Source organism: Mesorhizobium sp. M0037 (genome assembly GCF_040323635.1).
Classification (GTDB): Bacteria; Pseudomonadota; Alphaproteobacteria; order Rhizobiales; family Rhizobiaceae; genus Mesorhizobium.
Genome location: NZ_JAMYVB010000007.1, coordinates 49529 through 73566 on the forward strand (window position 1 = coordinate 49529; position 24038 = coordinate 73566).

A 24038-nucleotide genomic window follows, 5' to 3' on the forward strand; every position below is an offset into this window, starting at 1 on the left:
TGGATATTCTTCTCGGTGCTCATAATGATTTCTCCATTTGCTCGGATCGGATCGCGCTTGATCCGATCCGAGTTCCGATCGCCTGCGTTGTCTCTTTACCGGTGTGGACGTCGTGCTCGTCAGTCGAACTTGACCAAGTCCTTAAAGATGAGACGACCCCAGCTGTCTCCGCGCGCCTGGACCAGCAGGCCACCTTCCGACACCCCGCCAAGCTTGATCGGCGCGAAACCGAGATTTTCCGCAAGCTCCCCAATCTGTGTTGCGGCAGCGTCATCGTCGCTTGCCAGGAACACGACCCTCCGGCCACCATGTACGGCCGGATCCTGATCAAGCACCGGGGCGACCAAATGGTTAAAGCCCTTGACCAGTTTTGCGCCAGAGAAGGCCTGCGCGATGAACTTGGAAGAAGGTTGTCCTCCCAGTTCCTCAGGGGGCACGCCATAGGCATTGGTCACATCGATGATCGTCTTCCCCTGCCATGTGGGGAGCGCCTTCGCGACATTCGGGTGCGCCTCGAAGCGGACAGCCAAAAAGATGATGTCCGCCTTGATGGCTTCCGCCAGTTTTTTGGGGATGATGGTGGGTCCGATCGCGGCCGCATCGGCGGCAAAGCTTTCCGGGTCGCGTGTGGTTGCAACGGAAACTTCGATGCCGTTTCGGGCAAACGCCTTGGCAAGGGCCCGTCCGATATTGCCGAATCCTACGATTGCATAGTTCATAGTACTTCTCCGATCTGGTGCTAATGCCGGGGTCAGACTTGCGCCATGCCTCCGTCGACGGCGAGATCCACGCCGGTGACGAAAGAACTTTCATCGGAGGCGAGGAACGTTACGGCAGCCGCGATTTCCTCTGGTTTGCCCCTGCGACCCATTGGGATCTGTGACGCAAACTGGGCGGCCGCTTGCTCGGCTTGCTCAGGGGTAAGGCCAGTCGTTGTCTCCAAGGCCGGCGTCTCGATTGGTCCCGGACTCATTGCATTGACGCGGATTTTGCGGTCTTTGAATTCCAGTGTCCAAGCGCGCGCGAAGTTGCGTACAGCCGCCTTGCTCGTGGCGTAGGTACTAAACCCTGGAAGCCCCAACACGTTCGACACTGAAGAATTCAGGATGATCGAACCGCCGTCTTTGAACAGGGGAAGGGCCTTCTGCACCGTAAAGAACAGACCCTTCACGTTCACATCGAAGGTCTGATCAAAATGTGCCTCGGTAGCGACGGCGAGCGGTGCGATCGTCCCCGCGCCGGCGTTGGCGAAGAGAATGTCGATATGACCATGTTTCACCTTCACGACGGCATAGAGGCGATCCAGATCTTCCAGGAGCGACACGTCACCCACGACCGTCGTAACGTTTTTCATGATGAAGGCTGCGGCCTCCTTCAACTCCTTCTCTCTTCGCCCGGTAATCACGACGTGCGCTCCTTCTTCTACGAAGCGCTTGGCTGTGGCCAATCCGATCCCGCTGCTTCCGCCCGTGATGACTGCGATCTTGCCTTCGAGTTTTTTCATAATTCTTTGTCTTTCGTTGCGCACAGGCCAGGTACGGACCGCGCTGGGGGTCAGAGTTGAGCCAGGCCGCCGTCGACGGCGACCTCGCTGGCAGTCATGAAGCTGCTGTCCGGCGACGCGAGAAAGGCGGCCACGGCCCCGATCTCCGCCGGATCGGCCATGCGCTGGAGCGGAGTCATCGCGCCGTAGGCCTTCTGGCCTTCCTCGCCCAACGCCTCCTTCGCGAGTTCGGTCGCCGTCGCCCCGGGCGACAACACGTTTACCCGGATGCCGGTGCCCTTCAGGTCCTCCGCCCAGGTCCGCGCCAGGTTGCGCACTGCCGCCTTGCTCGCGCTATAGGCAGTGAACCCCGGAGCGCCCGTGGTGCCGGCGCTCGACCCGGTCAGGATGATCGAACCGCCCTGGCTCATCAGCGGCAGCGCCTTCTGGACCGTGAAGATCGTACCCTTCACATTGGTGTCGAAGGTTTCGTCAATGTGCCTGGCGGTGATCTGGCCGAGCGGAAGCGGGCTTCCCGCCCCGGCATTGGCGAAGACGATGTCGAGGCTTCCGCGCTCGGCCTTCACCGCAGCGTAGAGTCGGTCGAGGTCGGCCTCATCCGAGACCGAGCCCATAACCGCGCGGGCATTAGGCCCAAGGTCAGCCACGGCGGCGTCGAGCGCTTCCTGCCGGCGGCCGAAGATGAAGACGAAGGCGCCCTCCTCGATAAAGCGCTTGGCTGCGGCGCGGCCGATGCCCGTAGCGCCGCCGGTTATCACAGCGGTCTTTCCATTCAGTCTGTTCATGTCATGCATCCTTCGTTTCGCCGTCTCGTGTCTTTGGCTATACGGGAAAGTCCCGCGAGAGCCTCAAGATGGGTTCGCCGAAGTCGGGCGGTGAGTGCGCAATCGCGCACATCGCTGGTGCGAAAACGATCCAATAGATGATTGAACGCCACGATGACCGCACGAACTTACGGCTGATCGTGTTAGTATGGGCTTTTGCAAGCCGCACTGCGCTGCGCAGGAATGCACCATGATCGACTGGGATGACGTCCGCTACTTTCTTGCCGCCGCGCGCGGCGGCTCGGTGCGTGCTGCCGCCGCGCACCTCGGTGTGAACCACTCGACCGTGCTGCGACGCATCGCTCAGCTCGAGGAACGCCTCGGGGCGCAGATGTTCGAAAAGCTGCCTTCCGGCTACCGCCTGACGGCTGCGGGCGAAGAGGTCCTCGATCTCGCGACCCAGATGGAAGCGTCGTCGCACCAGCTGGAGACGCGCGTCTTCGGTCGTGACCAGAGCGCGCGCGGACTTTTGCGGGTGACGCTTCCACCGTTCCTCGCCACACACCTGCTCATGTCGGATCTCGCCGACTTCGCGCGTTTGCATCGCGACATCGAGATGGAAATCTTGTCGTCCGGTGAGCTGGCAAATCTGACCAACCGAGAGGCCGACGTCGCGATCCGCATTGTCGCCGACCGCAAGACCCTGCCGCTCAATCTTCACGGCCTGAAGGGACCGGAGCTGTTCAGCGGCGTCTACATGTCTCGCGATCGACTAGCCGCGTGGCGTGCGGGCACGCTTGATCCCATCCGATGGATAGGCATAGACAATCATGGAATTCCGGACTGGGCGCGCGAGGGAGAAGTTCACGTCACGGGAGTACCGTTCAGGACACCTGACGCCGAGACGCAGATCATCGCGGCGCACCAGGGGATTGGGATAACGAAACTGCCGTGCTTCGTCGGAGATACCGACCCCCTGCTGGTGAGGGTGCCGGGGATCGACGTGCCCATGCATGGGACACTCTGGCTTCTCACGCAAGGCGAGACACGCAAGACGAAGCGGGTGCGGCTCTTCACAGAGTTCGTATCCCGCAGGCTCGCCGCGTACGCTCCGCTTCTCTCGGGGCTGTCCATATCGCGCGACTGACGCCCGGCAGATCCGCCGGCAACGCTTCCCGCAATCCGGGTGGAAGCCGAGCTGCGATCGCTTGAAGCGGCGTGTTCAATCCGCGAATCCAGTGGGAGTAGGGAAACGGCGGCAGTAGCGTAGAGGTACCAGCCTAAGCTCGACCTCTTCCCACACCATGATCAGACAACGATGCCACCGTCTTCAGCGCGCCATCGAGCATGTCGCCTTTCTCGTCTTTCAGCGCAGCTTCGCGCAACCGCCTGATCCAGTCGGCAGCGTCATCGCGGCTCCTGACCAGATCGAGCGCCGACAGCACGCGATCGAATTTGGACTGGGCGCGGAGGTGGGTGTCGCTGTAGCCCTTGATCAGCCGGCGGCAGTTCAAGATTTCGACGGCGAGCGCGTAGTCCTGAGGCGCGTGGCTGAGCGCCAGCGCATACCAGCGCTCCAGATGCGCCGTCTCGACCTTGTGGCGCAACAGGCGCCGCCGCCAGCGGCGCAGGCCGCCAATCAACCAGAGGACCGCAAAGCCGGCAAAGCTGTCGGTGCGGATGCGCCGGCCGCGATTGATGCGCCGGTCGAGAAAGCCGGCAAGTTTCGGCCGGTTCTCGATGTAGCTGCCAAACCCCGCCGGCAAGGTGCCGCAGAACTCCTCGATGCGCGGATGGAAATATTCGGTCACTTGCAGGATGGAGCCGTCCTTGACGCCCACCTCCTTGCGCACCCGCCGGTCACGCGTCGAACGTGTCTTGAGATCGGCGACGCGGATCATGTCGTCGTAGCACAGCGCGTTGGCCAGATGCTTGGCGGCAGCGATGGACAATGCATGGGCATGTTCAGCGCTATCCAGCGCGACCGCCTGGTCGAGCCGGTCGAGATACTCGCCGCCATAGGAGATGTCCTGGTAGTCGACGACCTTTCTCAGGCCCCGGAGCGCCATGTCGCGCACCGCCGCGGGCATCAGGTCGATGCGGGCGGCCAGCGCCTGCCAACCCTGCAGCAGGTTCGGCGGACCGCTCACACGCCCTGAACCCGGAGCGGGGTCGACCGTGGCCGGTTCTGCCGGCTGTGGCGCGGGGGCCGTCGTACCGCGCGCGCGGTCGTAGGCGACGGCGAAGGCAGCAAGGCTGGCTTTCGCACCCCGGCCGCCGGCGCCGATCGCTTGCTCATAGCTTTCACGCGTGAACGGCAATGCGTCGGAGCCGGCCAGCGCGCCAAGCAGACTGGCCGAGATCATTGAGCCATTGTCCGCGGCGATCTTTTCCATGTCGAAGGCGATGAAGCGTTTCGATGCAGCTTCCGCCGTCGCGCGTACCTTGGAAGACGAGGCCCGGCCGTCACCCGGCTCGATCTTTTCCGACACCGCGGCGATACGGTGCGAGGAGGTGATCAGCGTGGTGCGATCGGGCGTGACGAAGCCCCTGATGATGGCGCGGCCGGCTTCCATCAGCTCGGCGGCGATCAATATGTCGACATCGCCTTGCGAAGGCGAAAGGGCAAAGACCGGCAGCCGGCCGGTGTCGCGGGCCATCTCGACGTAATAGATCGTAGCGCCGGTGCGCTGGGCGACGCCGGCGACCGAGGTCGATTGCGCGACATAGGAATTGCGCTCGGCGACATCGGTGATCCAGTCGGCGAGCACGCCGCCGCCCTGGCCGCCGACCGCGAGCAAAGCGAGTTTGATCACCGGCTCGGTATCGGCGGCATCGGATTTCGGGCGCAAGGGCGAAGCCTGGTCAAGCATCGGCGAACGTCAACCTGCGGCTTTCACGGCGCCGCTGCAGCAGGCCGATCACGGCGCGGCGCGTGCCTTCCAGAAAACGATCCCAGCGGCGGGGATTGTGCACGACATCGGCGCGGTAGAAGGAAGGGCACAGCACCGCTGCATCCGCCACTTCACCGCAATTGCCGCAGCCGACGCAGCTCTGGTCGATCGATGCCACCGGATCGTCGCGCAACGGATCGTCGAGCGACTTTACCGACAGCGACGGGCAGCCGGACAGCCGCATACAGGCATGGTCGCCGGTGCAGATATCCTCATCGACGCCGAACTTCGGCTTGACGACGCGAGTCCCACCCTTGATCGCCTTGTCGACCAGCGGCTTTTCGCGGCGCTGGCGATTGAGCATGCATTCAGACGAGGCAACGATGACCTTGGGACCCTTTTCGTCCGTCGTCAGCGCCTCACGTAACGTGTCCTGCATCTTGGTGATGTCATAGGTGCGGTCGACATGGCGCAGCCATTTGACGCCCATGCCCTTCACCGCCTCGGTGATCGGATGCTTGGTCGACTTGGTCTTGTTGCCCGCACGCGACGACAGGATGTCCTGCCCACCGGTGGCGGCGGAGTAAAAATTGTCGACGATGACGATGACGCCGTCGTTCTTGTTGAAGACCGCGTTGCCGATCGAGGAGGTCAGGCCATTGTGCCAGAAGCCGCCATCGCCGACGAAAGAGATCGACCGCCGTTTGGCGTCGGGCGAATTGAACGCCGATGCCGATGCCGGCCCCAGCCCGTAGCCCATGGTGGTGGCGCCGAGCTCGAAAGGCGGCATGATCGAGAACAAATGGCAGCCGATGTCGGATGCGATGTGGTGGTTCCCGAGTTCCTGCTCGACCAGCTTTGTCGCGGCAAAAATCGGCCGCTCCGGGCAACCGATGCAGAAGCCTGGCGGACGTCCCGGCACGACGTTGATCAGGTCCGCGGCGTCAACGCCGTCGCCGACCTTGTTGGGCGCGCGCACCTCACCCGGCAAGAGATGCGGGGCCTCGGCGCGCAGGAAGGCGCCGATGCCGTCCAGCATGACCTGGCCGGTATATTCGCCGGCCATCGGCAGATACTCCTTGCCGACCAGCCTGGTGCCGCGCCCGGCCTTGTGCAGCATGGCGGCAAAGGCCTGCTCGATGTAGTTGGGCTGGCCCTCCTCGACCACGAGCACCGTCTGCTTGCCTTCGCAGAAGGTGAGGAACTCGTCATCGATCAGGGGATAGACGGCGTTGAGAACGTAGAGCGGCACATCCGTCTCGCCATAGGTGTCGGCAAGGCCGAGCCGCTGCAAGGCGCGGATGACCGAATTGTACATGCCGCCCTGCATGACGATGCCGACCGAGCCATGGTCCGAACCGAAGAATTCGTTGATCTTGTTCTTGGCGATGAACTCCACCGCCGCCGGCCAGCGCTTCTGCACCTTCTCCTTCTCGTGCAGGAAGGAGGCGGGCGGCAACACGATGCGGCCGGTGTCGCGGCGCGGCGCGTCGAGCGCATCGGCCACCGTCATCGGCGGGCGCTTGTTGTCCTTGGCGATGAAATGGCCATGCACATGGCAGCAGCGGATGCGCACCTGCAGCATCACCGGCGTGTTGGATGCCTCGGACAGCTCGAAACCATCCTCCACCGCCTTGACGATCGACGGCAAATTGGGGCGCGGGTCGAGTAGCCAGACCTGGCTCTTCATGGCGAAGGCATGGCTGCGCTCCTGCATGATCGAGGAGCCTTCGCCATAGTCTTCGCCGACGATGATCAGCGCGCCGCCGGTGACGCCGCCGGAGGCGAGGTTGGCCAGTGCGTCGGACGCGACATTGGTGCCGACGGTCGACTTGAAGGTCGCCGCACCGCGAATGGGGTAATGCACCGAGGCCGCCAGCATGGCGGTGGCGGTGGCTTCCGAGGCGCTCGCCTCGAAATGCACCCCGAGTTCGCCCAGAATCTCCTGTGCGTCGGCCAGCACGTCCATCAGATGGCTGATCGGCGCGCCCTGGTATCCGCCGACATAGCCGACGCCGCATTGCAGCAGCGCCTTGGTGATGGCGAGAATGCCTTCGCCCGCAAATTCCTCGCCGGCGCCGAGCCTGAGTTTTTCGACTTCCTTGGCAAAAGAGCGTTCGGCCATTTTTCCAACCTTCCGTTGCCGGCGGTGCGGCCGGCGCCTAACGTCTAGATGTCGTGCTTGCGAATGTTCTTCAGCATCTTCTGCAATGTGGCGATCAGCGCCGCGTATTCGGCGTCGTCGACATCGTCGAACATCGCCTCGAACGCGTCATGCATTGCCGGCCAGGCGCGCGCGAACTCGGCGCGGCCGTCATCGGTCAGGAAGACATGGCGGATGCGGCTGTCTGTGACGCCTTGCTCGCGCCGCACGAAGCCTTGCCCTTCCAGCGTGTCGAGCGTGCGGCTCAAGGTCGACTGCTCGATGACGGTGTAGACCGAGAGGTCGTTGACGGTGACACCGTCGGTGACCGACAGCACGGCGAGCGTGCGGACCTGCGGAATGGTCAGGCCCTGCTTGCGGAAATCGTCGCGCAAGGTGGCGTTGTAGCGCCCCATGATGCGGTTCATCAGATAGGGCGCGAATTGCTGCAGGCCGATCTGGCCAAGCGTCGAAATGCGCTGGCGTTTTTCTGCGACCTTCTGCTCCATCACAGCCTGCCCGCCAGAAGAAAGCCGGAGCCGCCGCCGAGCCCTGCACCCGGATGGGTGGAGGCGCCGATGTGATAGAGGTTTTTGATGCCGGTCTGATGGTTGCGGCTGGTCTTGAACGGCCGCCACAGGAACGACTGGTCGATGGTGGACGACCCGCCATACGGGTCGCCGCCGACCAGATTGATGTTCATCGCTTCGAGATCGGCCGGTGAATAGGCGCGGCGCGCAATCACGCTGCCCTTGAAGCCATCGATGTGGCTGGCGAGAATGGTTTCGACGCGGTCGGCGTAGGCTTCACGCAGCGCCTCGGTCCATTGTCCGTCAGCCGGTGCATGCAGCGTGCCTGCGGCGTCGCCCTTGATGTGCCTGGGCGCCTCGGGCAGTTGCAGCCACAGGATCGCCTTGCCCTCCGGGCAGCGCGACGGATCGAGCGCATGCGGCTGGCCGACGCAGATGGTCGGCACTTCGGGCAGCATGCCGCGCGCCGCCTCGTTGCAGGCTTTCGAGACGCCATCGAGCCCCGGCGTCAGGTGCAACAATGCCACCTGGTCCAGGCCAGCACCGCGCCATGCCGGCGGCTTGTTCAGCGCATAGTGAATCTGGAAATTGCCTTTGCCGTAGCGATATTTCTGTGTCGCTTCGACATCGGCCTTGGGAGCCTCGCTGCCGAGCAACCGGTGGTAAAGCTGCGTCGGCGTGACCGAACAGATGACGCTCTTGTTTGCTGTAATCGTTTCGCCCGAGGCGAGCCGTACGCCGGTCGCGCGGCCACCGCTCTGGACGATCGAGGCGACATCGGCGACGGTACGGATGTCGCCACCACGTTCCCTTATCAGAGCTTCGAAGGCGGTGAGCAGGGTCTTCGCTCCACCCTTGACGATCGGCGCCCCGGCCGCTTCCAGCGCGAAGGCAATGACCTTGGCGATCTGCCCTGAGAAGGCGTCTTCCGGTCCGAGCCCGGCGTGCAGCACCCAGGGCGCCCACAGCGCGCGGATTGTCTCGGACCGATAGGTGCTTTCCAGCCAGCTGCGCGCCGGCACCAGTGCTTCGCCGAGAAAGGCGGCAAGGCCGCGTGGGCTGCGCCGCCAGGCATCGCCGGCCAGCAGTTTCGCCGTCGGATAGGACCACAGGCTGCCGCCGAGCAGGCCGAACAACAGGCCGGCATTGCGCTCGATGCCGCTGACATCGTCCGCATGCCGGTCGCCATCGTCGGCGGCAATCGCATTGATTGCCGCGACATTGGCGGCGCGGTTGGTGGTGAGCACTGCATGACTGCCGTCCGGCCGCAGCACGCCAGTTGGCGTGCCGGTGTGGCAGAATTCCAGCCCGTGCCTGGCGAGATCGCCGCCCAACGCCGCAAAAGCCGGCGAGGTGATGAACAGCACGAAGGTGGTTGCCATCACGTCATGGATAAAGCCGGGAGCGGTGATCTCCTCGGTACGCACGCAGCCGCCGATGCGGTCATTGCGCTCGAGGACGAGCACACGCGCCCCTTTGCCGCCGAGCATCGCCGCGCAGACCAGCGCGTTGATGCCGCTGCCAACGATGATGTGATCCGGCTGGCTCACCTTGGCGTGCTTTCACCTAGCCGTTGGATACAAGCGCCAGCGCGCGGATAGGGCTGCCGGTGCCATGCTCGATCTTGAGCGGTGCGGCGATCAGGATGGCGCCCTTTGGAGGCAACTGGTCGAGGTTGCAGAGGCTGGCGAGGCCATAGCGGTTCGCCTTGTGCATCAGCGTGTGGGCTGGAAATGGCGGCTCCATCCCGCCTGCCTTGCCGGCATCGGTGCCGATCGTCTCTGAGCCCCAGCCCTTGATATCCTTGCTGATCAGGAACTGGATGGCTTCGGCTGTCGGACCTGGCGTATGTGGGCCGGTTTCGTTGGCGTTGAGGAATTCGGCTTCCGAGCCATTGCGCTTATACCAGTCGGTGCGCATCACCACCCACTCCCCGGCGTTGATGGCGCCATGCTTGGCTTCCCACGCCTTGATGTGGTCGACGGTGAGCAGGAAGTCGTGGTCAGCGGCGGCTTCCTTCGAGCAGTCGATGACATTGACCGGACCAATGAAATTCTGCGCCGGAATGGTGTCGGTGGCGCCGTCCGGATAGTCCTTGCCGCTGATCCAATGCTGCGGCGCATCGAAATGCGTGCCCGAATGCTCCCCAAGCTTCAGCCAGTTCCATGCCCACCACGGGCCGTTCTTGTCATAACGGGAGATGTTATGGATCTCGACCTTTGGCGTGTCGACGGCAAGCTCCGGCGGCAGCTTGATAAGAGGCGTGTCGGGTCCGAGTTGCGCAGAGAGGTCGACCACCCTGATGGCGCCTGAAAGCAGCTGGCCGGCGACTTCGCCGAGGAGTTTTTGCGTGTCCATGGTCTGAAGTTCCCTCTTTCTGGTGAAGATCAAGGCTCGTCTCGGCCCTTAATATCCTACTAGACGAAAACATATGCATCTGCAATTATCTTTAAGCATAAAGGAAATGGGAACGGGGCGTGAGCGAGTTCGACGCCATCTTTGTCGGGGCGGGCCACAACAGTCTGGCATGCGCCGCGCATCTGGCGCTGAAAGGCTGGAAAACCGGGATTTTCGAGCGCAGCGCAGCAATCGGCGGTGCCGTCCAGACCCACGAATACACCCTCCCAGGGTTCCGGCACGATTTCGGTGCAATGAATCTGAGCCTGTTTGCCGGCTCCGCCTTCCACCGGAAATATGCAAATGAATTGAAAGCGCAGGGTCTTGAGTTCGCGCCGGTCGCCGACTGTTTCGCCAGCGCCTTTCCGGACGGACGCTGGTTCGGCGTCAGCAATGACTTGGAAAGGACTGCCACGCGGCTGGCCGCGTTCTCCGCCGCCGATGCCGCGACGTGGCGCAAGCTCGTTGCCGCCTTTCCTGCTGAGGCCGAGCATCTGTTCCGGCTGCTGGGATCGCCGATGAGTGCCCGCGCGCTTGCCGGCACCGCCTGGAACCTGTGGCGCAAGAAGGGCATGTCAGGCGCGCTCGATACCGGCCGGCTTTTGCTGTCGTCACCTCGCGCCTGGCTGGAGGAGACCTTCGAGTCGCCTTATGTGCGGGCAACGCTTGCCACCTGGGGCATGCATCTCGATTTCGCACCCGACATCGCCGGCGGCGCCGTGTTCCCCTATCTGGAATCGATCGCCAACCAGAGCTTTGGCATGGTGCTAGGCAAGGGCGGCGCCGACACGATCATCCGGGCGCTGGCAGGTATGGTCACCTCGGCGGGCGGCACGATCGTCACCGGGGCGGAAGTTGCCGAGATCACCGTTGCCGGCGGCAAGGCATCGGGCGTGCGACTCGCTTCAGGTGAGACACATACGGCCACCAAGGCAGTGATTGCCGGCGTCGCGCCCAGGGCGCTGACCGGCAAGTTGCTGCCCAACGGTTCCGGCGACGCCGGCTTCGACACGGCGATGCAGAAATTCAGGCACGCGCCGGGCACGATGATGATCCATCTGGCGCTCGACGACCTGCCCGATTGGCGCGCCGGCGCGGAGCTTCGGCAGTTCGCTTATGTGCATCTGTCGCCGTCGCTCGACGCGATGTCGCGCACCTATCAGCAGGCGATGGCGGGCATGCTGCCGGACGAACCGGTGCTGGTCGTCGGCCAGCCGACCGCGATCGATCCGTCGCGCGCGCCTCAGGGCAAGCATGTGCTGTGGGTGCAGGTGCGCATGCTGCCTGCCGAAATCCTGGGCGATGCGGCAGGCAGGATCGCGCCCGCGCATTGGGATCAGGTCAAGGATGCCTACGCCGAGCGCGTGCTCGACATCATCGAGATATACGCACCCGGACTGCGCCCGAAAATCCTCGGCCGTGCAGTGTTCTCGCCAATCGACCTCGGGCGTGAGAACCCCAATCTCGTCGGTGGCGACCAGGTCTGCGGCAGCCATCATCTGGCACAGAATTTCCTGTTCCGCCCGGCGCGCGGTTATGCCGGCTGGAACACGCCGGTCGGCAATCTGCATCTCATAGGCGCCGCGACATGGCCCGGCGCCGGCACCGGCGCGGCCTCCGGCTTCATGCTCGCGCAACAGCTTGGCGGGAGGTAGCTCGCAAGATTTCATGAAGGCGACGAGAGGCAAGGCGCTGCTGCCCACGAAGCCCGGATCGATAAACTGATAGTGCCGCGCAAAGACAACAAAACCAACAAGGGGAACGACCATGACAATCAACAGACGAGAATTGCTGGGATACAGTGCCGCGGCACTTGGGGTGGCGGCGATCGGCCTGCCTGAGATCGCCAAGGCGGCAGCGGGCGAGCTGACCATCGCCTATAACGTCAACCTGCCGTCCTGGGATCCGACCACCGGACCCTCGGCCGTCAACCCGACGATCCAGGGCCTCTACCAGTCGGTGTTCGACCAGTTCATTCCGCAAAAGCCGGACCTGTCCTTTGCGCCTGGCCTGCTCACCGAATGGGGCTGGAACGAGGATCGCACCAAGGTGACGATGACGGTGCGCGAAGGCGTGACCTGGCATGACGGCTCGCCCTTCACGCCCGAGGACGTGGTCTGGTCGCTGCAGCGGGCGGGCGACGAAAAGACCGGCAATCCGATCCAGTTCGTCTGGAAGAACGTCAACAATTTCAAGATCGACGGCAACAAGATCACCGGCGACGTCGTGCAGTTCGATCCGGTCTACTTTAAATGGATGTCGTTCCTGACCGGCTACATCCTGCCGAAGGCCTATTATGAGAAGGTCGGCGCCGAAGGTTTCGAGAAGGCGCCGATCGGCACCGGCCCTTACATGGTGGAAAAATTCGAGCGAAATGCTTTCCTCCGACTGAAGGCCAACCCGCACTATTGGGGCGACAAGCCGGCCTTCGAGAATGTGACGATCAAGTTCGTCACTGATGCGGCGAGCCGCGTTGCCGAAATCGAATCCGGTTCCTCGCAGGTGACGCTGGAGGTCCCCTATGAAGAGTATGACCGGCTAATCGCCAAGGACGGGCTTGCCGGCTCGTGCAAGCCCGTTTCCGACATCGGCATGATCTTCTTCAACGACATCGAAGCGATGCTGGACAAGAACGTCCGCCAGGCCGCCGTCATGGCTGTGGACAAGGAGCTTCTGGTCAAGCGGCTGCTGCGCGGCTATGGCCAACCGATCGCTACGCTGGAGACCCCGGAGTACACGGCCTTCGACGCCTCGATCAAGGTCGAGCACAATCCGGAAAAGGCCAAGGAGCTGCTCGCGGCTTCCGGCTATTCGCCGGAAAAACCGGTCAAGTTCACCATCCAGACGACCAAGGGCTTCAAGCCCAAGGATTATGAGATGATCCAGGCAATCGTCGGCATGTGGCGTAAGGTCGGCATCGAGGCGACGATCGAGGTCTACGAGATCGCCAAGCACTATGAACTGCGCGCCGCCGACAAGCTGGCGCCGGCCGCCTTCTACAATTGGGGCAACGCCATCGGCGACCCGACGACGTCGACGGGTTTTGCCATGTATGGGCCGAGCCCGCACTCGGTGTGGGACAGCCAGGATCTGATCGACATGATCAATCCGCTCTGGGGCGAGAAGGACGAGGCCAAGCGCATCGCCGGCTGGAAGGCTGTCGACAAGTATATCGCCGAGCAGGCCTATGTGCTGCCGCTGATTCAGTATGCGCAACCTATCGTGCATGCCAAGGGCGTCAACGTGGTGCAGCATGTGTCCGGCGCGCTGCTGCCGGCGCTGATGACCCCGGCCTGATATCGGCTTGTGGGCGCCACCCTTCGCTGAGCGGCCCCCTCATCCGGCCCTTCGGGCCACCTTCTCCCCGCTGGGGAGAAGAGACCAGCTCAGCTGTCCGTGACCTCTTCTCCCCTCGGGGAGAAGGTGGCCGCGAAGCGGACGAATGAGGGGGCTCTTCGTTAGAAACGCACTGGGCCAACACCAGAATGCTCCTGCAACGATTCCTGATCCGTCTGCTGACGATGCTGATCACGCTGTTCGGCGTGGCTGTCGTCGTCTTCGTCGTGATCCGCGTCGCGCCTGGTGACCCGATCGCCATGATGCTGCCCCCCGGTGCGACAGATGCCGACATCGACCGGCTGCGTGCACTCTACGGGCTCGACAAGACCATCGTGCAGCAATTCTTCATCTGGCTGTCCGGCGTCGTCAGGGGCGATTTCGGCACCTCGATTTCGCTCAGGCAAGATGTGCTCAGCCTCGTCTTCAACCGCTTGCCGGCAACGCTGGAACTCGCCATCGTCGCGCTGATCATGGCGGTTGGGCTCGGCGGCACGACGGCGATCCTCGGCGCCCGCGAACGTGGCACGGCGGTCGAAGCCGGCATCGATATCGCCAGCGGTGCCGCCCTTTCCATTCCCGATTTCCTGTGGGGCCTCGTGCTGATCCTTTTGTTTGGCGTGCTGGTGCCGATCTTCGACATTTCCGGCCGCGTGTCGCCGCAGCTCGATCTGCCCTTCGTCACCCAGTTCTATTTCTTCGAGAGCTTGCTTCGGCTGCGCCTCGACCTGACCTGGGATCTCCTGAAGCACATGCTGATGCCGGCTGTGGCGCTGGCGCTGCCGCTGGCCGCAATCATCGCGCAGTTGCTGAAACAGTCGCTGAAGGAAGTGCTGGACCTCGACTATGTCGTGCTGGCGCGGGTGAAGGGGTTTTCGGAAACGCAGGTTATCTTACGCGAGGCGCTGAAGAACGCTGCCTTGCCGACACTGACTCTCGTCGGCGTCCAGTTCACCTTCCTCATCGGCGGCACGGTCATCGTCGAGCGGCTGTTTTCCTACGAAGGGCTCGGTAACATGGCGATCGATGCCGTCATCAACCGCGACCTGCCGCTGATCCAAGGCATCGTGCTGGTGTTCGCGCTGCTGTTCGTGCTGATCAATCTTGGCGTCGACATGATGTACGCGCTGCTCAATCCGAGGCTGCGCCATGGATGAGGCACGCATCGCCTGGCGCGGACTGGGCCCGAGGCTGTGGCTGGCCGGCGGCTGGCTGCTGCTGGCGCTGCTGGCCGCGATCTTCGCGCCGCTGGTCGCACCGCAGGACCCGCTGGCGCAAGACCTGATGCTGGAACGGCTGCCGCCATTCTGGATGAGTGGTGCGGAATCAGGCTATTGGCTGGGCACCGACAGCCTCGGCCGCGATCTCCTCTCCCGGCTGATCTTCGGCGCCCGTATCGCCTTCATCGTCGCTTTCGCGGCGGCGATCGCCGCCTGCCTTGTTGGCTCGACGCTCGGACTGGTCGCCGGCTATTTCGGCGGCTGGGCCGACCGCATCATTTCACGCATCGTCGACGTCTGGATGGCATTCCCGCCGGTGCTGTTCGCCATCCTGCTGGTCGCGGTGCTCGGCACCGGCCTCAGTTCCGTCATCCTCGCCATCGTCATAATCGACTGGACGCGCTTTTGCCGGGTGATCCGCGCCGAAGCGATGGGCCAGTCGCGCATGGACTATGTCGAGAACGCCCGCATCGCCGGCTATGGCCGCATCGGCATCATGCTGCGCGAGGTGCTGCCCAATGTGGTGCCGTCGATCGTGGCACTGCTGTCGCTGGAGATGGGCATCGCCGTCATCGTCGAGTCCATCCTGTCCTTCGTCAATCTGTCGATCTCGACCGACGATCCGACCTGGGGCGGCATCATCGCCGAGGGCCGGCTGTCGATCCATCAGGCCTGGTGGGTGCTGGTGTTTCCGCTTGTAACGCTGATCCTCACCGTGCTGTCGTTCAGCCAGTTCGGTGAGGCGCTGAAGACACGCTTCGATCCGGTGCTGCGATGAGCGCTTGCCTGGATATTGCCAATCTGAGCGCCGTGCTGCCGAACGGCCAGCGCGTGCTGCGCTCGGTGTCGCTCTCCGTGCAGCCGGGTGAGGTGCGTGCTCTTGTTGGCGAGAGCGGCGCCGGCAAGACGATGATCGGCAAGGCGGTGCTCGGTGTGCTGCCGTCAAGCGTGCGCATCGTCGAAGGCGCCATGCAGCTCGAAGGCGAAGACCTCGGCAGGCTGCAGCCCAAGGCAAGGCGCACGCTGATCGGCGCTCGCACCGCGCTGATCCCGCAAGATCCGTTGACTGCGCTCAACCCGTCGCGCCGCATCGGTCCGCAGATGACTGACCGGCTGGTGCGCATTCTCGGCTGGAACGGTGACAAGGCGGACAAGCGTATCCGGCAATTGCTGGATGAGGTGCAGATCCGCGATCCCGACCGGGTGCTGAAATGCTATCCGCACGAGCTGTCCGGCGGCATGCGCCAGCGCGTGCTGATCGCCGCCGCCTTCGCCGCCGAGCCACGGCTGATCGTGGCCGACGAGCCGACAACCGCGCTCGACGTTACCGTGCAAAAGCAGATCCTGCGACTGATCGCCGAGCTGCAGCGCGAGCATGGCACCGCGATCCTGTTCGTCACCCACGATCTCGGCGTCGTTGCAAAGATCAGCCAGCAAGTGTCTGTGCTCTACGCCGGCAAGGTGGTGGAAGAGGCTGACACAGCCGCTCTCTTCGCCGCGCCTGAGCATCCCTATACGCGGGCATTGATGGCCGCTACGCCGCGCTACACGGATCCCTTTGCCTCGCTGAAGCCGGTGGATGAGACGGTGCTGGCAGGACTCGCTGCGGAGATCGCCGCCTCCGACCAGGCGTGGAGAGGGCCGCATGGTTGAGCCGCTGTTTTCCGTGCGCGGGCTGAAGGTGGCGCTAGCCGACATGACCCGCAAGCCGCTGATCGGGCGCGCGCCGCTGGCCGAGATTTTGAGAGGCCTGGATTTCGATTTGCCGAGGGGCTTGGTGACCGGCATCGTCGGTGAATCCGGGTCCGGAAAATCGACGCTCGGCCGCACGCTTGTCAGACTTCTGGAGCCGAGCGTCGGCAGCATCCATTTCGAGGGCCGCGATATCGCCCATCTGCCGGATGCCGAGCTGCGACCTCTGCGCCGCCACCTGCAGATGATCTTCCAGGATCCGATGTCGTCGCTCAACCCGCGTCGCACCATCGCCGGCATCATTGCCGCGCCGCTCAAGCAGAATGGGCTTGGCGACAGGCTCAAGGAACGCGTCGCCGAGGCATTGCATCGCGTCGGCCTGCCGCAAAGCTTCGCTAGTCGCTATCGTCATGAACTGTCGGGCGGGCAGCGCCAGCGCGTCGGAATTGCGCGCGCGTTGGCGCTTTCGCCGAAATTCGTGCTGGCCGACGAGATCGTCTCCGGCCTCGACGTATCGACGCAGGCGCAGATCCTCACCCTTTTGGAGAGACTGGCCGCGGAGATGGGGCTGACGGTCGCCTTCATCAGCCACGACCTGTCGGTCATCCGGCGGCTGTGCCAACAAGTGATCGTCATGCGCGAGGGCAGGATCGTCGAGGCGAGCGCCACCGATGCGCTGTTCGACAACCCCAGGGAGACCTACACGCGCGACCTGCTTGCCGCCATCCCACTGCCTGAGATCGACGCGGACTGGTTGCGGCCAGCAACGAAAGCGCCGGCATAGGACTGTTCACCCACCACGCCGAACAGCGGGCTTCGGACGTGCATGAGGGCAAAATCAGCCCGCGAACGGAGGGTAATATGAATTACGCAGCCCGCGGCACGATGCTTGCCGCGATCCTGTTCTGCTCGATGGGAACGGCTTCGGCCGATGCGATCCCCGGCATGCGCGGCCACGACCACACCGGCATCACGGTGCCCGACATGAAGCAGGCAGTCGACTTCTTCACCGAAGTCGTCGGCTGCAAGAAGGCGATGTCGTTCGGTCCGTTCGCCGATGACAAGGGCACCTTCATGCAGGATCTTATGGGCGTCGATCCGAAGGCTGTCATCGAGCAGGTCACCATGGTGCGTTGCGGTTATGGATCGAACATCGAGCTGTTCAAGTACACCGCGCCTGACCAGAAGGATTTGACTCCGAAGAACAGCGATATCGGCGGCTTCCACATTGCCATGTATGTCGATGATGTCGCCGCGGCGAAAGCCTATCTCGACAGCAAGGGGGTGAAGACGCGGATGGGTCCGCTGCCGGTCAAGGAAGGTCCGGCGGCCGGCCAGACCATCCTCTATTTCCAGGCGCCATGGGGATTGCAGCTGGAGGCGATCAGCTATCCCGATGGGATGGCCTATGAGAAGGGTGCCGAGACTGTGCTGTGGAGCCCGAAGAACCCGGACAAGTGATTTCCAGAGCGCTTGCGGGGCCAGCCCGCAGGCGCGCCACCCGTGTCCAGCAATCGTTCCAACATGAAACTTTAAGCTTGAAATATTTTGTCTCCGGCGCGATACTTAATATGCAGCAAGCGAAGAGGAGATCGCACGGATGAAGGTTGCGGTTCTCGGTGGCGGACCAGCCGGCCTCTACTTTGCCATTTCAATGAAGCTGCGGGACGCCGCCCACGAGATCACGGTGTTCGAGCGCAATCGCGCCGACGATACGTTCGGCTGGGGCGTCGTGCTGTCGGCCGAAACACTCGACAACCTTGCCAAAAACGACCCGGTCAGCGCTGTCTGGATCAAGAAGCATTTCGCCTATTGGGACGACATCGCCGTCATCCATGACGGCGTGCGCACGGTCTCGTCGGGCCACGGTTTCTGTGGCATCGGCCGCAAGCGGCTTCTGGTCCTGCTGCAGCGACGCGCGCGCGAACTTGGCGTGAGGCTGATGTTCGAGAGCGATATCGCCGACCCTCAGCCCTATATGGAGACGCATGATCTGGTCGTCGCCGCCGATGGGCTGAACTCAAGGGCGCGCAACACCTTCGTCGAAGTCTTCAAGCCCGACATCGACACCCGCAAATGCAAATTCGTCTGGCTCGGCACCAACCAGAAATTCGACGACGCCTTCACCTTCATCTTCGAGAAGACCGAGCATGGCTGGGTGTGGGCGCACGCCTATCAATTCGACAGCGAGACAGCGACCTTCATTGTCGAGTGCAGCGAACAGACCTGGGCTGCCTTCGGCTTCGGCGCCATGTCGCAGCAGGAATCCATCGCCGTCTGCGAGCGCATCTTTGAGAAACATCTCGGCGGCCACGCGCTGATGACCAATGCCAATCACATCAGAGGTTCGGCCTGGATCAATTTCCCGCGCGTGCTGTGCGAACGCTGGTCCTACAAGAACCTGGCTCTGATGGGCGACGCGGCGGCCTCGGCACATTTCTCGATCGGCTCCGGCACCAAGCTCGCATTGGAAAGCGCGGTGGCGCTGGCCGAATATGTCAAAACCGAACCGGACCTCGACGCCGCCTTCCGCAAGTATGAGGATGCGCGCCGCACCGAGGTGCTGAAGCTGCAGTCGGCGGCGCGCAATTCGCTGGAGTGGTTCGAGGAGGTCGAGCGCTATCTCGGCCTTGATCCGGTGCAGTTCAATTATTCGCTGCTGACCCGCTCGCAGCGCATCAGCCACGAGAATTTGCGGCTGCGCGATGCCAAATGGCTTGAAAGCGCCGAGGAATGGTTCCAGCGCCAGGCGGGGGCAGGCGGCAACAGGCAGCGCCGGGCGCCGATGTTCGCGCCGTTCAAGCTGCGCGACATGCAGCTCAACAACCGGGTCGTCGTTTCGCCGATGGCGCAGTACAAGGCCGTCGACGGCTGCCCGACCGACTGGCATTTCGCCCACTATGCCGAGCGTGCGAAGGGCGGCGCCGGGCTTGTCTATATCGAGATGACCTGCGTCAGCCCGGAAGGACGCATCACGCCCGGTTGTCCCGGCTTCTATGCGTCCGAACATGAGGTGGCGTGGAAGCGGCTGGTCGATTTCGTCCACACCGAGACCGAGGCTAAAATCTGCGCCCAGATCGGGCATTCCGGGGCCAAGGGCTCGACCCGTGTCGGCTGGGAGGGCACCGACGTGCCGCTCTCCTCGGGCAATTGGCCGGTCATGGCGGCCTCGGCGATTGCATGGTCGCCGCAAAACCAGGTGCCGAAAGCCATGGACCGCGCCGATATGGATTTGGTGCGCGACCAGTTCGTGGCCTCCACCGAAATGGCCGATCGTTGCGGCTTCGACATGCTGGAGATCCACGCCGCGCACGGCTATCTCCTGTCGTCCTTCATCACGCCGGTCACCAACCAGCGCACGGATGAGTATGGCGGTTCGCTGGAAAATCGCATGCGCTATCCCCTGGAAGTCTTCCATGCGGTGCGCGCCGCCTGGCCGGCGCGAAAGCCGATTTCGGTGCGCATTTCGGCCAATGATTGGGTCGGCATCGAGGGTGTGACGCCGGCCGATGCGGTGGAGATCGCGCGCATGCTGCACGAAGCCGGCGTCGACATCTGCGACGTCTCGGCAGGTCAGACCTCGATTGCCGCCAAGCCTGTCTATGGCCGCATGTTCCAGACACCATTCTCGGACCGCATCCGCAACGAGGTCGGCATGGCGACGATGGCGGTCGGCAACATCTATGAGCCGGACCATGTCAATTCGATCCTGATGGCAGGCCGCGCCGACCTGGTGGCCCTGGCACGGCCGCATCTCGCCGATCCCTACTGGACGCTGCATGCGGCCGTGACGCTCGGTGATCGTGGTGTCAAATGGCCGGATCCCTATCTGCCCGGACGCGACCAGATCTACCGGCTGGCCGAGCGCGATGCGGCGGCGGGGTTGAAAGTATGACGACGGCCTCGGCGATCCCCGGCAAGCATGCTTTGGTCACCGGCGGCGGCTCCGGCGTCGGCCGGGTCATCGCACTCGTGCTGGCCGAAGCCGGTATCGAGGTGACCATATGCGGGCGGCGCGAGGCCGAGCTTGCCAAGTTGGCCGGCGAGAACGACCGCATCCACGCCATGTCAGCCGATGTCACCGACGAGGCGGCGATGATTTCGCTCTACGCGCAAGCGGAAGCCGTGCGCGGCCCGTTCGAAATCGTCGTCGCCAATGCCGGCATGGCCGGCAGCACGCCGGCGCACAGGACCTCGCTTGCCGACTGGCAGCGGACGCTCGACGTCAATCTGACCGGCGCCTTCCTGACGGTGAAGCCGGCGCTGGCCGGCATGGCCGCACGCAAGGCGGGCCGGATCGTCTTCGTCGCCTCGACCGCAGGGCTGAAAGGCTACGCCTATGTCGCACCCTATGTGGCGGCCAAGCACGGCGTCGTCGGGCTGATGCGGGCGCTGGCCGCCGAGACGGCGAAATCCGGCGTGACCGTCAACGCCGTTTGCCCGGGCTTCGTAGAGACCGGCATGCTGGAGGAGTCCATTCAGCGCGTCGTCGAAAAGACCGGCCGCTCAGTCGAGCAGGCGCGGGCGAGCCTTGCCTCGACCAACCCGCAAGGCCGTTTCATCCAGCCGCAGGAAGTTGCCGCGGCGGTGCTCTGGCTGTGCGGCGATGCGGCTGCGTCGATTACCGGACAAGCAATTTCGATCTCAGGAGGCGAAACATGGTAGCCGGCCCATTGCCCGCGCCGTCGGGACCCGGCAAGGACCGGCTGCGTCTCTGGATCAGGCTGCTGCGCGCCTCGCGCACGATCGAAGCGGAGCTGCGCGAGCGCCTGAAGAAGGAATTCGATACGACGCTGCCGCGTTTCGACGTCATGGCCGCCCTCTACCGCGCGCCGGAAGGCATGCTGATGAGCGATCTGTCGCGCTTCCTGCTGGTATCCAACGGCAATGTCACCGGCATCGTCGACCGGCTGGTTTCGGAAGGGGTGGTCGCGCGCGCGCGCCGCAATGGCGATCGCCGCACATCCATGGTGCGACTGACCGACGAGGGTTCCAAATCTTTTGCCGCAATGGCCGCGGCGCATGAGGGTTGGATCGGAGAATTGCTGGCCAAGGTCAGCGAGGAGGATGCGCGCCGGCTGACCGGCATGCTGACCTCGTTCCGCAGCAACTGGGAGGGACGCGAATGAGTTCGATGGCCGGCCTCAAGCCGAAGCACTTCCTTTGGGAAGTCGAAGGCAGGATCGCCAGGGTGCGGCTCGACCGGCCGGAGCGCAAGAATCCGCTGACCTTCGACAGCTATGCGGAACTGCGCGACACGTTCCGCGATCTCGTCTATGCCGACGACGTCGACGCCGTGGTGTTCCTGCCCAATGGCGGCAATTTCTGCTCGGGCGGCGATGTCCACGACATTATCGGCCCCTTGGTCAATATGGACATGAAGGAGTTGCTCGCCTTCACCCGCATGACCGGCGATTTCGTCAAGGCGATGCTCAATTGCGGCAAGCCGATCATCGCGGCGGTCGACGGGGTCGCGGTCGGCGCCGGCGCCATCATCGCCATGAGCGCCGACATCCGCATCGCCACGCCGGAGGCCAAGACCGCTTTCCTGTTCACCCGCGTCGGCCTTGCCGGCTGCGACATGGGCGCCTGCGCGATCCTGCCGCGCATCATCGGCCAGGGCCGTGCCGCCGAATTGCTCTACACCGGCCGCACGATGACGGCAGCGGAAGGCGAGCGCTGGGGCTTCTACAACAGGCTGGTCGATGCCGCAGTGCTCGAGGCCGACGCGCTCGAGATGGCGGCGCGCATCGTCTCGGGTCCGACCTTCGCGCACGGCATCACCAAGACGCAGCTCAACCAGGAATGGTCGATGGGCCTCGACCAGGCGATCGAAGCGGAAGCGCAGGCGCAGGCGATCTGCATGCAGACGCGTGACTTCGAGCGCGCCTACAAGGCCTTCCTCGCCAAGGAGAAACCGGTGTTCGAGGGCAATTGATGGCTGACAAGAGTTTCCTCAACTGGCCGTTTTTCGAAGACCGGCATCGCGAACTCGCCGAACGCCTTGATGCCTGGTGCGCCAGGAACCTGCCCGTCGATCACCATGACGTCGATGCCGCCTGCCGCGAGCTGGTGGCGAAACTTGGCCGCGACGGCTGGTTGAAGCCGACGGCGCTCGATACCGACAATCCGGGACCGCTCGATGTCCGCACCTTGTGCATCACGCGCGAGACGCTGGCGCGCCATGACGGGCTGGCCGACTTCGCCTTCGCCATGCAGGGGCTCGGCACCGGCGCGCTCAGCCTGTTCGGCACGCCCGACCAGCAGCAATGGCTGGCAAAGACCAGGGCCGGCAAGACGATTTCCGCCTTCGCGCTTTCGGAGCCACGCTCCGGGTCGGATGTCGCCAACACCGAAATGATGGCGAGCCGCGATGGCGACTTCTATATCCTCAGCGGCGAGAAGACCTGGATTTCCAATGGCGGCATTGCCGATCTCTACGTCGTCTTTGCCCGCACCGCCGAGGCACCGGGTGCCAAGGGACTTTCCGCCTTTCTCATACCCGCTGATACCAAGGGGCTTGGCATTGCCGAGCGCCTTGAAGTGATCGCGCCGCATCCGCTGGCGCGGCTTTCCTTCGATCAGGTCCGGGTGCCGGCCTCGGCGCTGATCGGCAAACCGGGAGACGGCTTCCGCATCGCCATGTCGGTGCTTGACGTGTTCCGCTCCACGGTCGGCGCGGCGGCACTCGGCTTTGCCCGCCGGGCGCTGGACGAAAGCATCAGCAGGGTGGCCGAGCGCAAACTTTTCGGCGCTCCGATGGGAGAGCTGCAGATGGTGCAAGGCCATATCGCCGACATGGCGCTGGACATCGATGCCGCAGCGCTGCTGGTCTACCGCGCTGCCTGGACCAAGGACATGGGCGCGGCTCGTGTCACCCGCGAGGCGGCGATGGCCAAGCTGTTCGCCACCGACAAGGCGCAAGAGGTGATCGACAAGGCTGTGCAGCTGCATGGGGGGGACGGCGTCCGCAAGGGCCATATCGTCGAGAGCCTCTATCGCGAGATCCGCGCGCTACGCATCTACGAGGGCGCATCCGATGTGCAGAAGGTGGTGATCGCACGGCAGGTGATGGGCGCGGCCTGACAGCGACGTATTTGATTTTGAGATTTGGTTTTAAGAATACCGGGAGGCTTGAAAATGCATGAGATCCTGCAGCCGGAGGGCTGGGCGAAACCGGTCGGCTACGCCAACGGCATTGCTGCGCGCGGCAGGCTCGTCTTCGTGGGCGGACAGGTCGGCTGGAACGGGCAGTGCCAGTTCGAGACCGACGATTTCGCCGGCCAGGTGCGGCAGACGCTGCAAAACATCGTCGCCGTGCTGGCGGAAGCCGGCGCGGAGCCACGCCACATCACCGCGATGACCTGGTATTTCACCGACAAGGCCGAATATCTCGGCAACCTCAAGGGTATCGGCGAAGCCTATCGCGAGGTGATCGGCCGGCATTTTCCGGCGATGGCCGCCATGCAGGTGGTAGCGCTGGTGGAAGATCGCGCCAAAATCGAGATTCAGGCCACCGCCGTTATTCCGGATTAACGAATTCGTTATTCCCTGATTG

General features: G+C 63.6%; 22 protein-coding genes and 1 pseudogene. 15 read left to right on the top strand and 8 right to left on the bottom strand.

The window, feature by feature from the left end; translation table 11 throughout:
• Positions 1 to 119: 119 nt before the first annotated feature.
• From NKJ78_RS13085 to NKJ78_RS13095, 3 genes are read right to left on the bottom strand one after another with little or no spacing between them, the layout of a single operon-like run.
• On the bottom strand, positions 120 to 719 hold the full coding sequence (locus NKJ78_RS13085; RefSeq protein ID WP_023738329.1) for an NADPH-dependent F420 reductase: 600 nt from the start codon (positions 717 to 719) through the stop codon (positions 120 to 122).
• 32 nt (positions 720 to 751) lie between these two features.
• The gene (locus NKJ78_RS13090; protein WP_352460193.1) at positions 752 to 1504 is read right to left on the bottom strand and encodes an SDR family NAD(P)-dependent oxidoreductase; all 753 of its coding nucleotides are present in this window, start codon (positions 1502 to 1504) and stop codon (positions 752 to 754) included.
• Positions 1505 to 1554: 50 nt separating this feature from the next.
• On the bottom strand, positions 1555 to 2289 hold the full coding sequence (locus NKJ78_RS13095) for an SDR family NAD(P)-dependent oxidoreductase (RefSeq protein WP_023699875.1): 735 nt from the start codon (positions 2287 to 2289) through the stop codon (positions 1555 to 1557).
• Positions 2290 to 2518: 229 nt separating this feature from the next.
• Between NKJ78_RS13095 and NKJ78_RS13100 the strand changes: the two genes are divergently transcribed.
• Positions 2519 to 3415: a LysR family transcriptional regulator gene (locus NKJ78_RS13100; RefSeq protein WP_023699874.1), complete on the top strand. Its 897-nt coding sequence runs from the start codon at positions 2519 to 2521 to the stop codon at positions 3413 to 3415.
• A 133-nt stretch (positions 3416 to 3548) separates the two neighbouring features.
• Here the strand turns inward: NKJ78_RS13100 and NKJ78_RS13105 are convergent, their stop codons facing one another.
• The 5 genes from NKJ78_RS13105 to NKJ78_RS13125 are packed head-to-tail and all read right to left on the bottom strand — an operon-like array spanning position 3549 to position 10193.
• Positions 3549 to 5141 carry an indolepyruvate oxidoreductase subunit beta family protein gene (locus NKJ78_RS13105; protein ID WP_023699873.1) on the bottom strand — a complete coding sequence of 531 codons (1593 nt, stop codon included), beginning with the start codon at positions 5139 to 5141 and terminating at the stop codon, positions 3549 to 3551.
• The gene (locus NKJ78_RS13110) at positions 5134 to 7287 is read right to left on the bottom strand and encodes a thiamine pyrophosphate-dependent enzyme (protein ID WP_023699872.1); all 2154 of its coding nucleotides are present in this window, start codon (positions 7285 to 7287) and stop codon (positions 5134 to 5136) included. Before NKJ78_RS13110 ends, NKJ78_RS13105 begins: the two co-directional genes overlap by 8 nt.
• A 44-nt stretch (positions 7288 to 7331) precedes the next feature.
• Positions 7332 to 7814, bottom strand: a complete 483-nt coding sequence (locus NKJ78_RS13115) for a MarR family winged helix-turn-helix transcriptional regulator (RefSeq protein ID WP_023667791.1) — start codon at positions 7812 to 7814, stop codon at positions 7332 to 7334.
• The gene (locus tag NKJ78_RS13120) at positions 7814 to 9385 is read right to left on the bottom strand and encodes a phytoene desaturase family protein (protein WP_023699870.1); all 1572 of its coding nucleotides are present in this window, start codon (positions 9383 to 9385) and stop codon (positions 7814 to 7816) included. Before NKJ78_RS13120 ends, NKJ78_RS13115 begins: the two co-directional genes overlap by 1 nt.
• A 16-nt stretch (positions 9386 to 9401) precedes the next feature.
• Positions 9402 to 10193 (bottom strand): cyclase family protein, encoded by a 792-nt coding sequence (locus NKJ78_RS13125; RefSeq protein WP_023708108.1) that lies wholly within the window; start codon positions 10191 to 10193, stop codon positions 9402 to 9404.
• A gap of 119 nt (positions 10194 to 10312) precedes the next feature.
• Between NKJ78_RS13125 and NKJ78_RS13130 the strand changes: the two genes are divergently transcribed.
• The 14 genes and pseudogenes from NKJ78_RS13130 (at position 10313) to NKJ78_RS13190 (ending at position 24016) form a co-directional block, all read left to right on the top strand.
• The gene (locus NKJ78_RS13130; RefSeq protein WP_023699869.1) at positions 10313 to 11887 is read left to right on the top strand and encodes a phytoene desaturase family protein; all 1575 of its coding nucleotides are present in this window, start codon (positions 10313 to 10315) and stop codon (positions 11885 to 11887) included.
• A gap of 112 nt (positions 11888 to 11999) precedes the next feature.
• The gene (locus NKJ78_RS13135) at positions 12000 to 13529 is read left to right on the top strand and encodes an ABC transporter substrate-binding protein (RefSeq protein WP_023686913.1); all 1530 of its coding nucleotides are present in this window, start codon (positions 12000 to 12002) and stop codon (positions 13527 to 13529) included.
• 33 nt (positions 13530 to 13562) lie between these two features.
• Positions 13563 to 13675: pseudogene (locus NKJ78_RS30810) on the top strand (endonuclease domain-containing protein); the annotation flags it as partial.
• Positions 13676 to 13717: 42 nt separating this feature from the next.
• Complete coding sequence (locus NKJ78_RS13140; protein ID WP_023699867.1) at positions 13718 to 14725, top strand: ABC transporter permease; 1008 nt, start codon at positions 13718 to 13720, stop codon at positions 14723 to 14725.
• Positions 14718 to 15566 (top strand): ABC transporter permease, encoded by an 849-nt coding sequence (locus tag NKJ78_RS13145; protein ID WP_023738332.1) that lies wholly within the window; start codon positions 14718 to 14720, stop codon positions 15564 to 15566. Before NKJ78_RS13140 ends, NKJ78_RS13145 begins: the two co-directional genes overlap by 8 nt.
• Complete coding sequence (locus NKJ78_RS13150) at positions 15563 to 16441, top strand: ABC transporter ATP-binding protein (protein WP_023686914.1); 879 nt, start codon at positions 15563 to 15565, stop codon at positions 16439 to 16441. The genes NKJ78_RS13145 and NKJ78_RS13150 overlap by 4 nt, the downstream gene beginning before the upstream one ends.
• Positions 16434 to 17264, top strand: coding sequence for an ATP-binding cassette domain-containing protein (locus tag NKJ78_RS13155; protein WP_023738333.1), 831 nt, complete (start codon positions 16434 to 16436; stop codon positions 17262 to 17264). The genes NKJ78_RS13150 and NKJ78_RS13155 overlap by 8 nt, the downstream gene beginning before the upstream one ends.
• Before the next feature lie 77 nt (positions 17265 to 17341).
• Positions 17342 to 17941 carry a VOC family protein gene (locus NKJ78_RS13160; protein ID WP_352562471.1) on the top strand — a complete coding sequence of 200 codons (600 nt, stop codon included), beginning with the start codon at positions 17342 to 17344 and terminating at the stop codon, positions 17939 to 17941.
• 139 nt (positions 17942 to 18080) lie between these two features.
• Entirely contained in the window at positions 18081 to 20375 is a 2295-nt protein-coding gene (locus tag NKJ78_RS13165; protein ID WP_352460191.1) for a bifunctional salicylyl-CoA 5-hydroxylase/oxidoreductase, read from the top strand.
• Positions 20372 to 21145 (top strand): SDR family NAD(P)-dependent oxidoreductase, encoded by a 774-nt coding sequence (locus tag NKJ78_RS13170; protein ID WP_352460190.1) that lies wholly within the window; start codon positions 20372 to 20374, stop codon positions 21143 to 21145. Before NKJ78_RS13165 ends, NKJ78_RS13170 begins: the two co-directional genes overlap by 4 nt.
• On the top strand, positions 21139 to 21609 hold the full coding sequence (locus tag NKJ78_RS13175) for a MarR family winged helix-turn-helix transcriptional regulator (protein ID WP_023667803.1): 471 nt from the start codon (positions 21139 to 21141) through the stop codon (positions 21607 to 21609). The genes NKJ78_RS13170 and NKJ78_RS13175 overlap by 7 nt, the downstream gene beginning before the upstream one ends.
• The gene (locus NKJ78_RS13180; protein WP_352460189.1) at positions 21606 to 22418 is read left to right on the top strand and encodes an enoyl-CoA hydratase family protein; all 813 of its coding nucleotides are present in this window, start codon (positions 21606 to 21608) and stop codon (positions 22416 to 22418) included. The genes NKJ78_RS13175 and NKJ78_RS13180 overlap by 4 nt, the downstream gene beginning before the upstream one ends.
• Positions 22418 to 23566: an acyl-CoA dehydrogenase family protein gene (locus tag NKJ78_RS13185; protein WP_352460188.1), complete on the top strand. Its 1149-nt coding sequence runs from the start codon at positions 22418 to 22420 to the stop codon at positions 23564 to 23566. Before NKJ78_RS13180 ends, NKJ78_RS13185 begins: the two co-directional genes overlap by 1 nt.
• 54 nt (positions 23567 to 23620) lie before the next feature.
• Positions 23621 to 24016 carry a RidA family protein gene (locus NKJ78_RS13190; protein WP_023667806.1) on the top strand — a complete coding sequence of 132 codons (396 nt, stop codon included), beginning with the start codon at positions 23621 to 23623 and terminating at the stop codon, positions 24014 to 24016.
• Positions 24017 to 24038 lie beyond the last annotated feature (22 nt).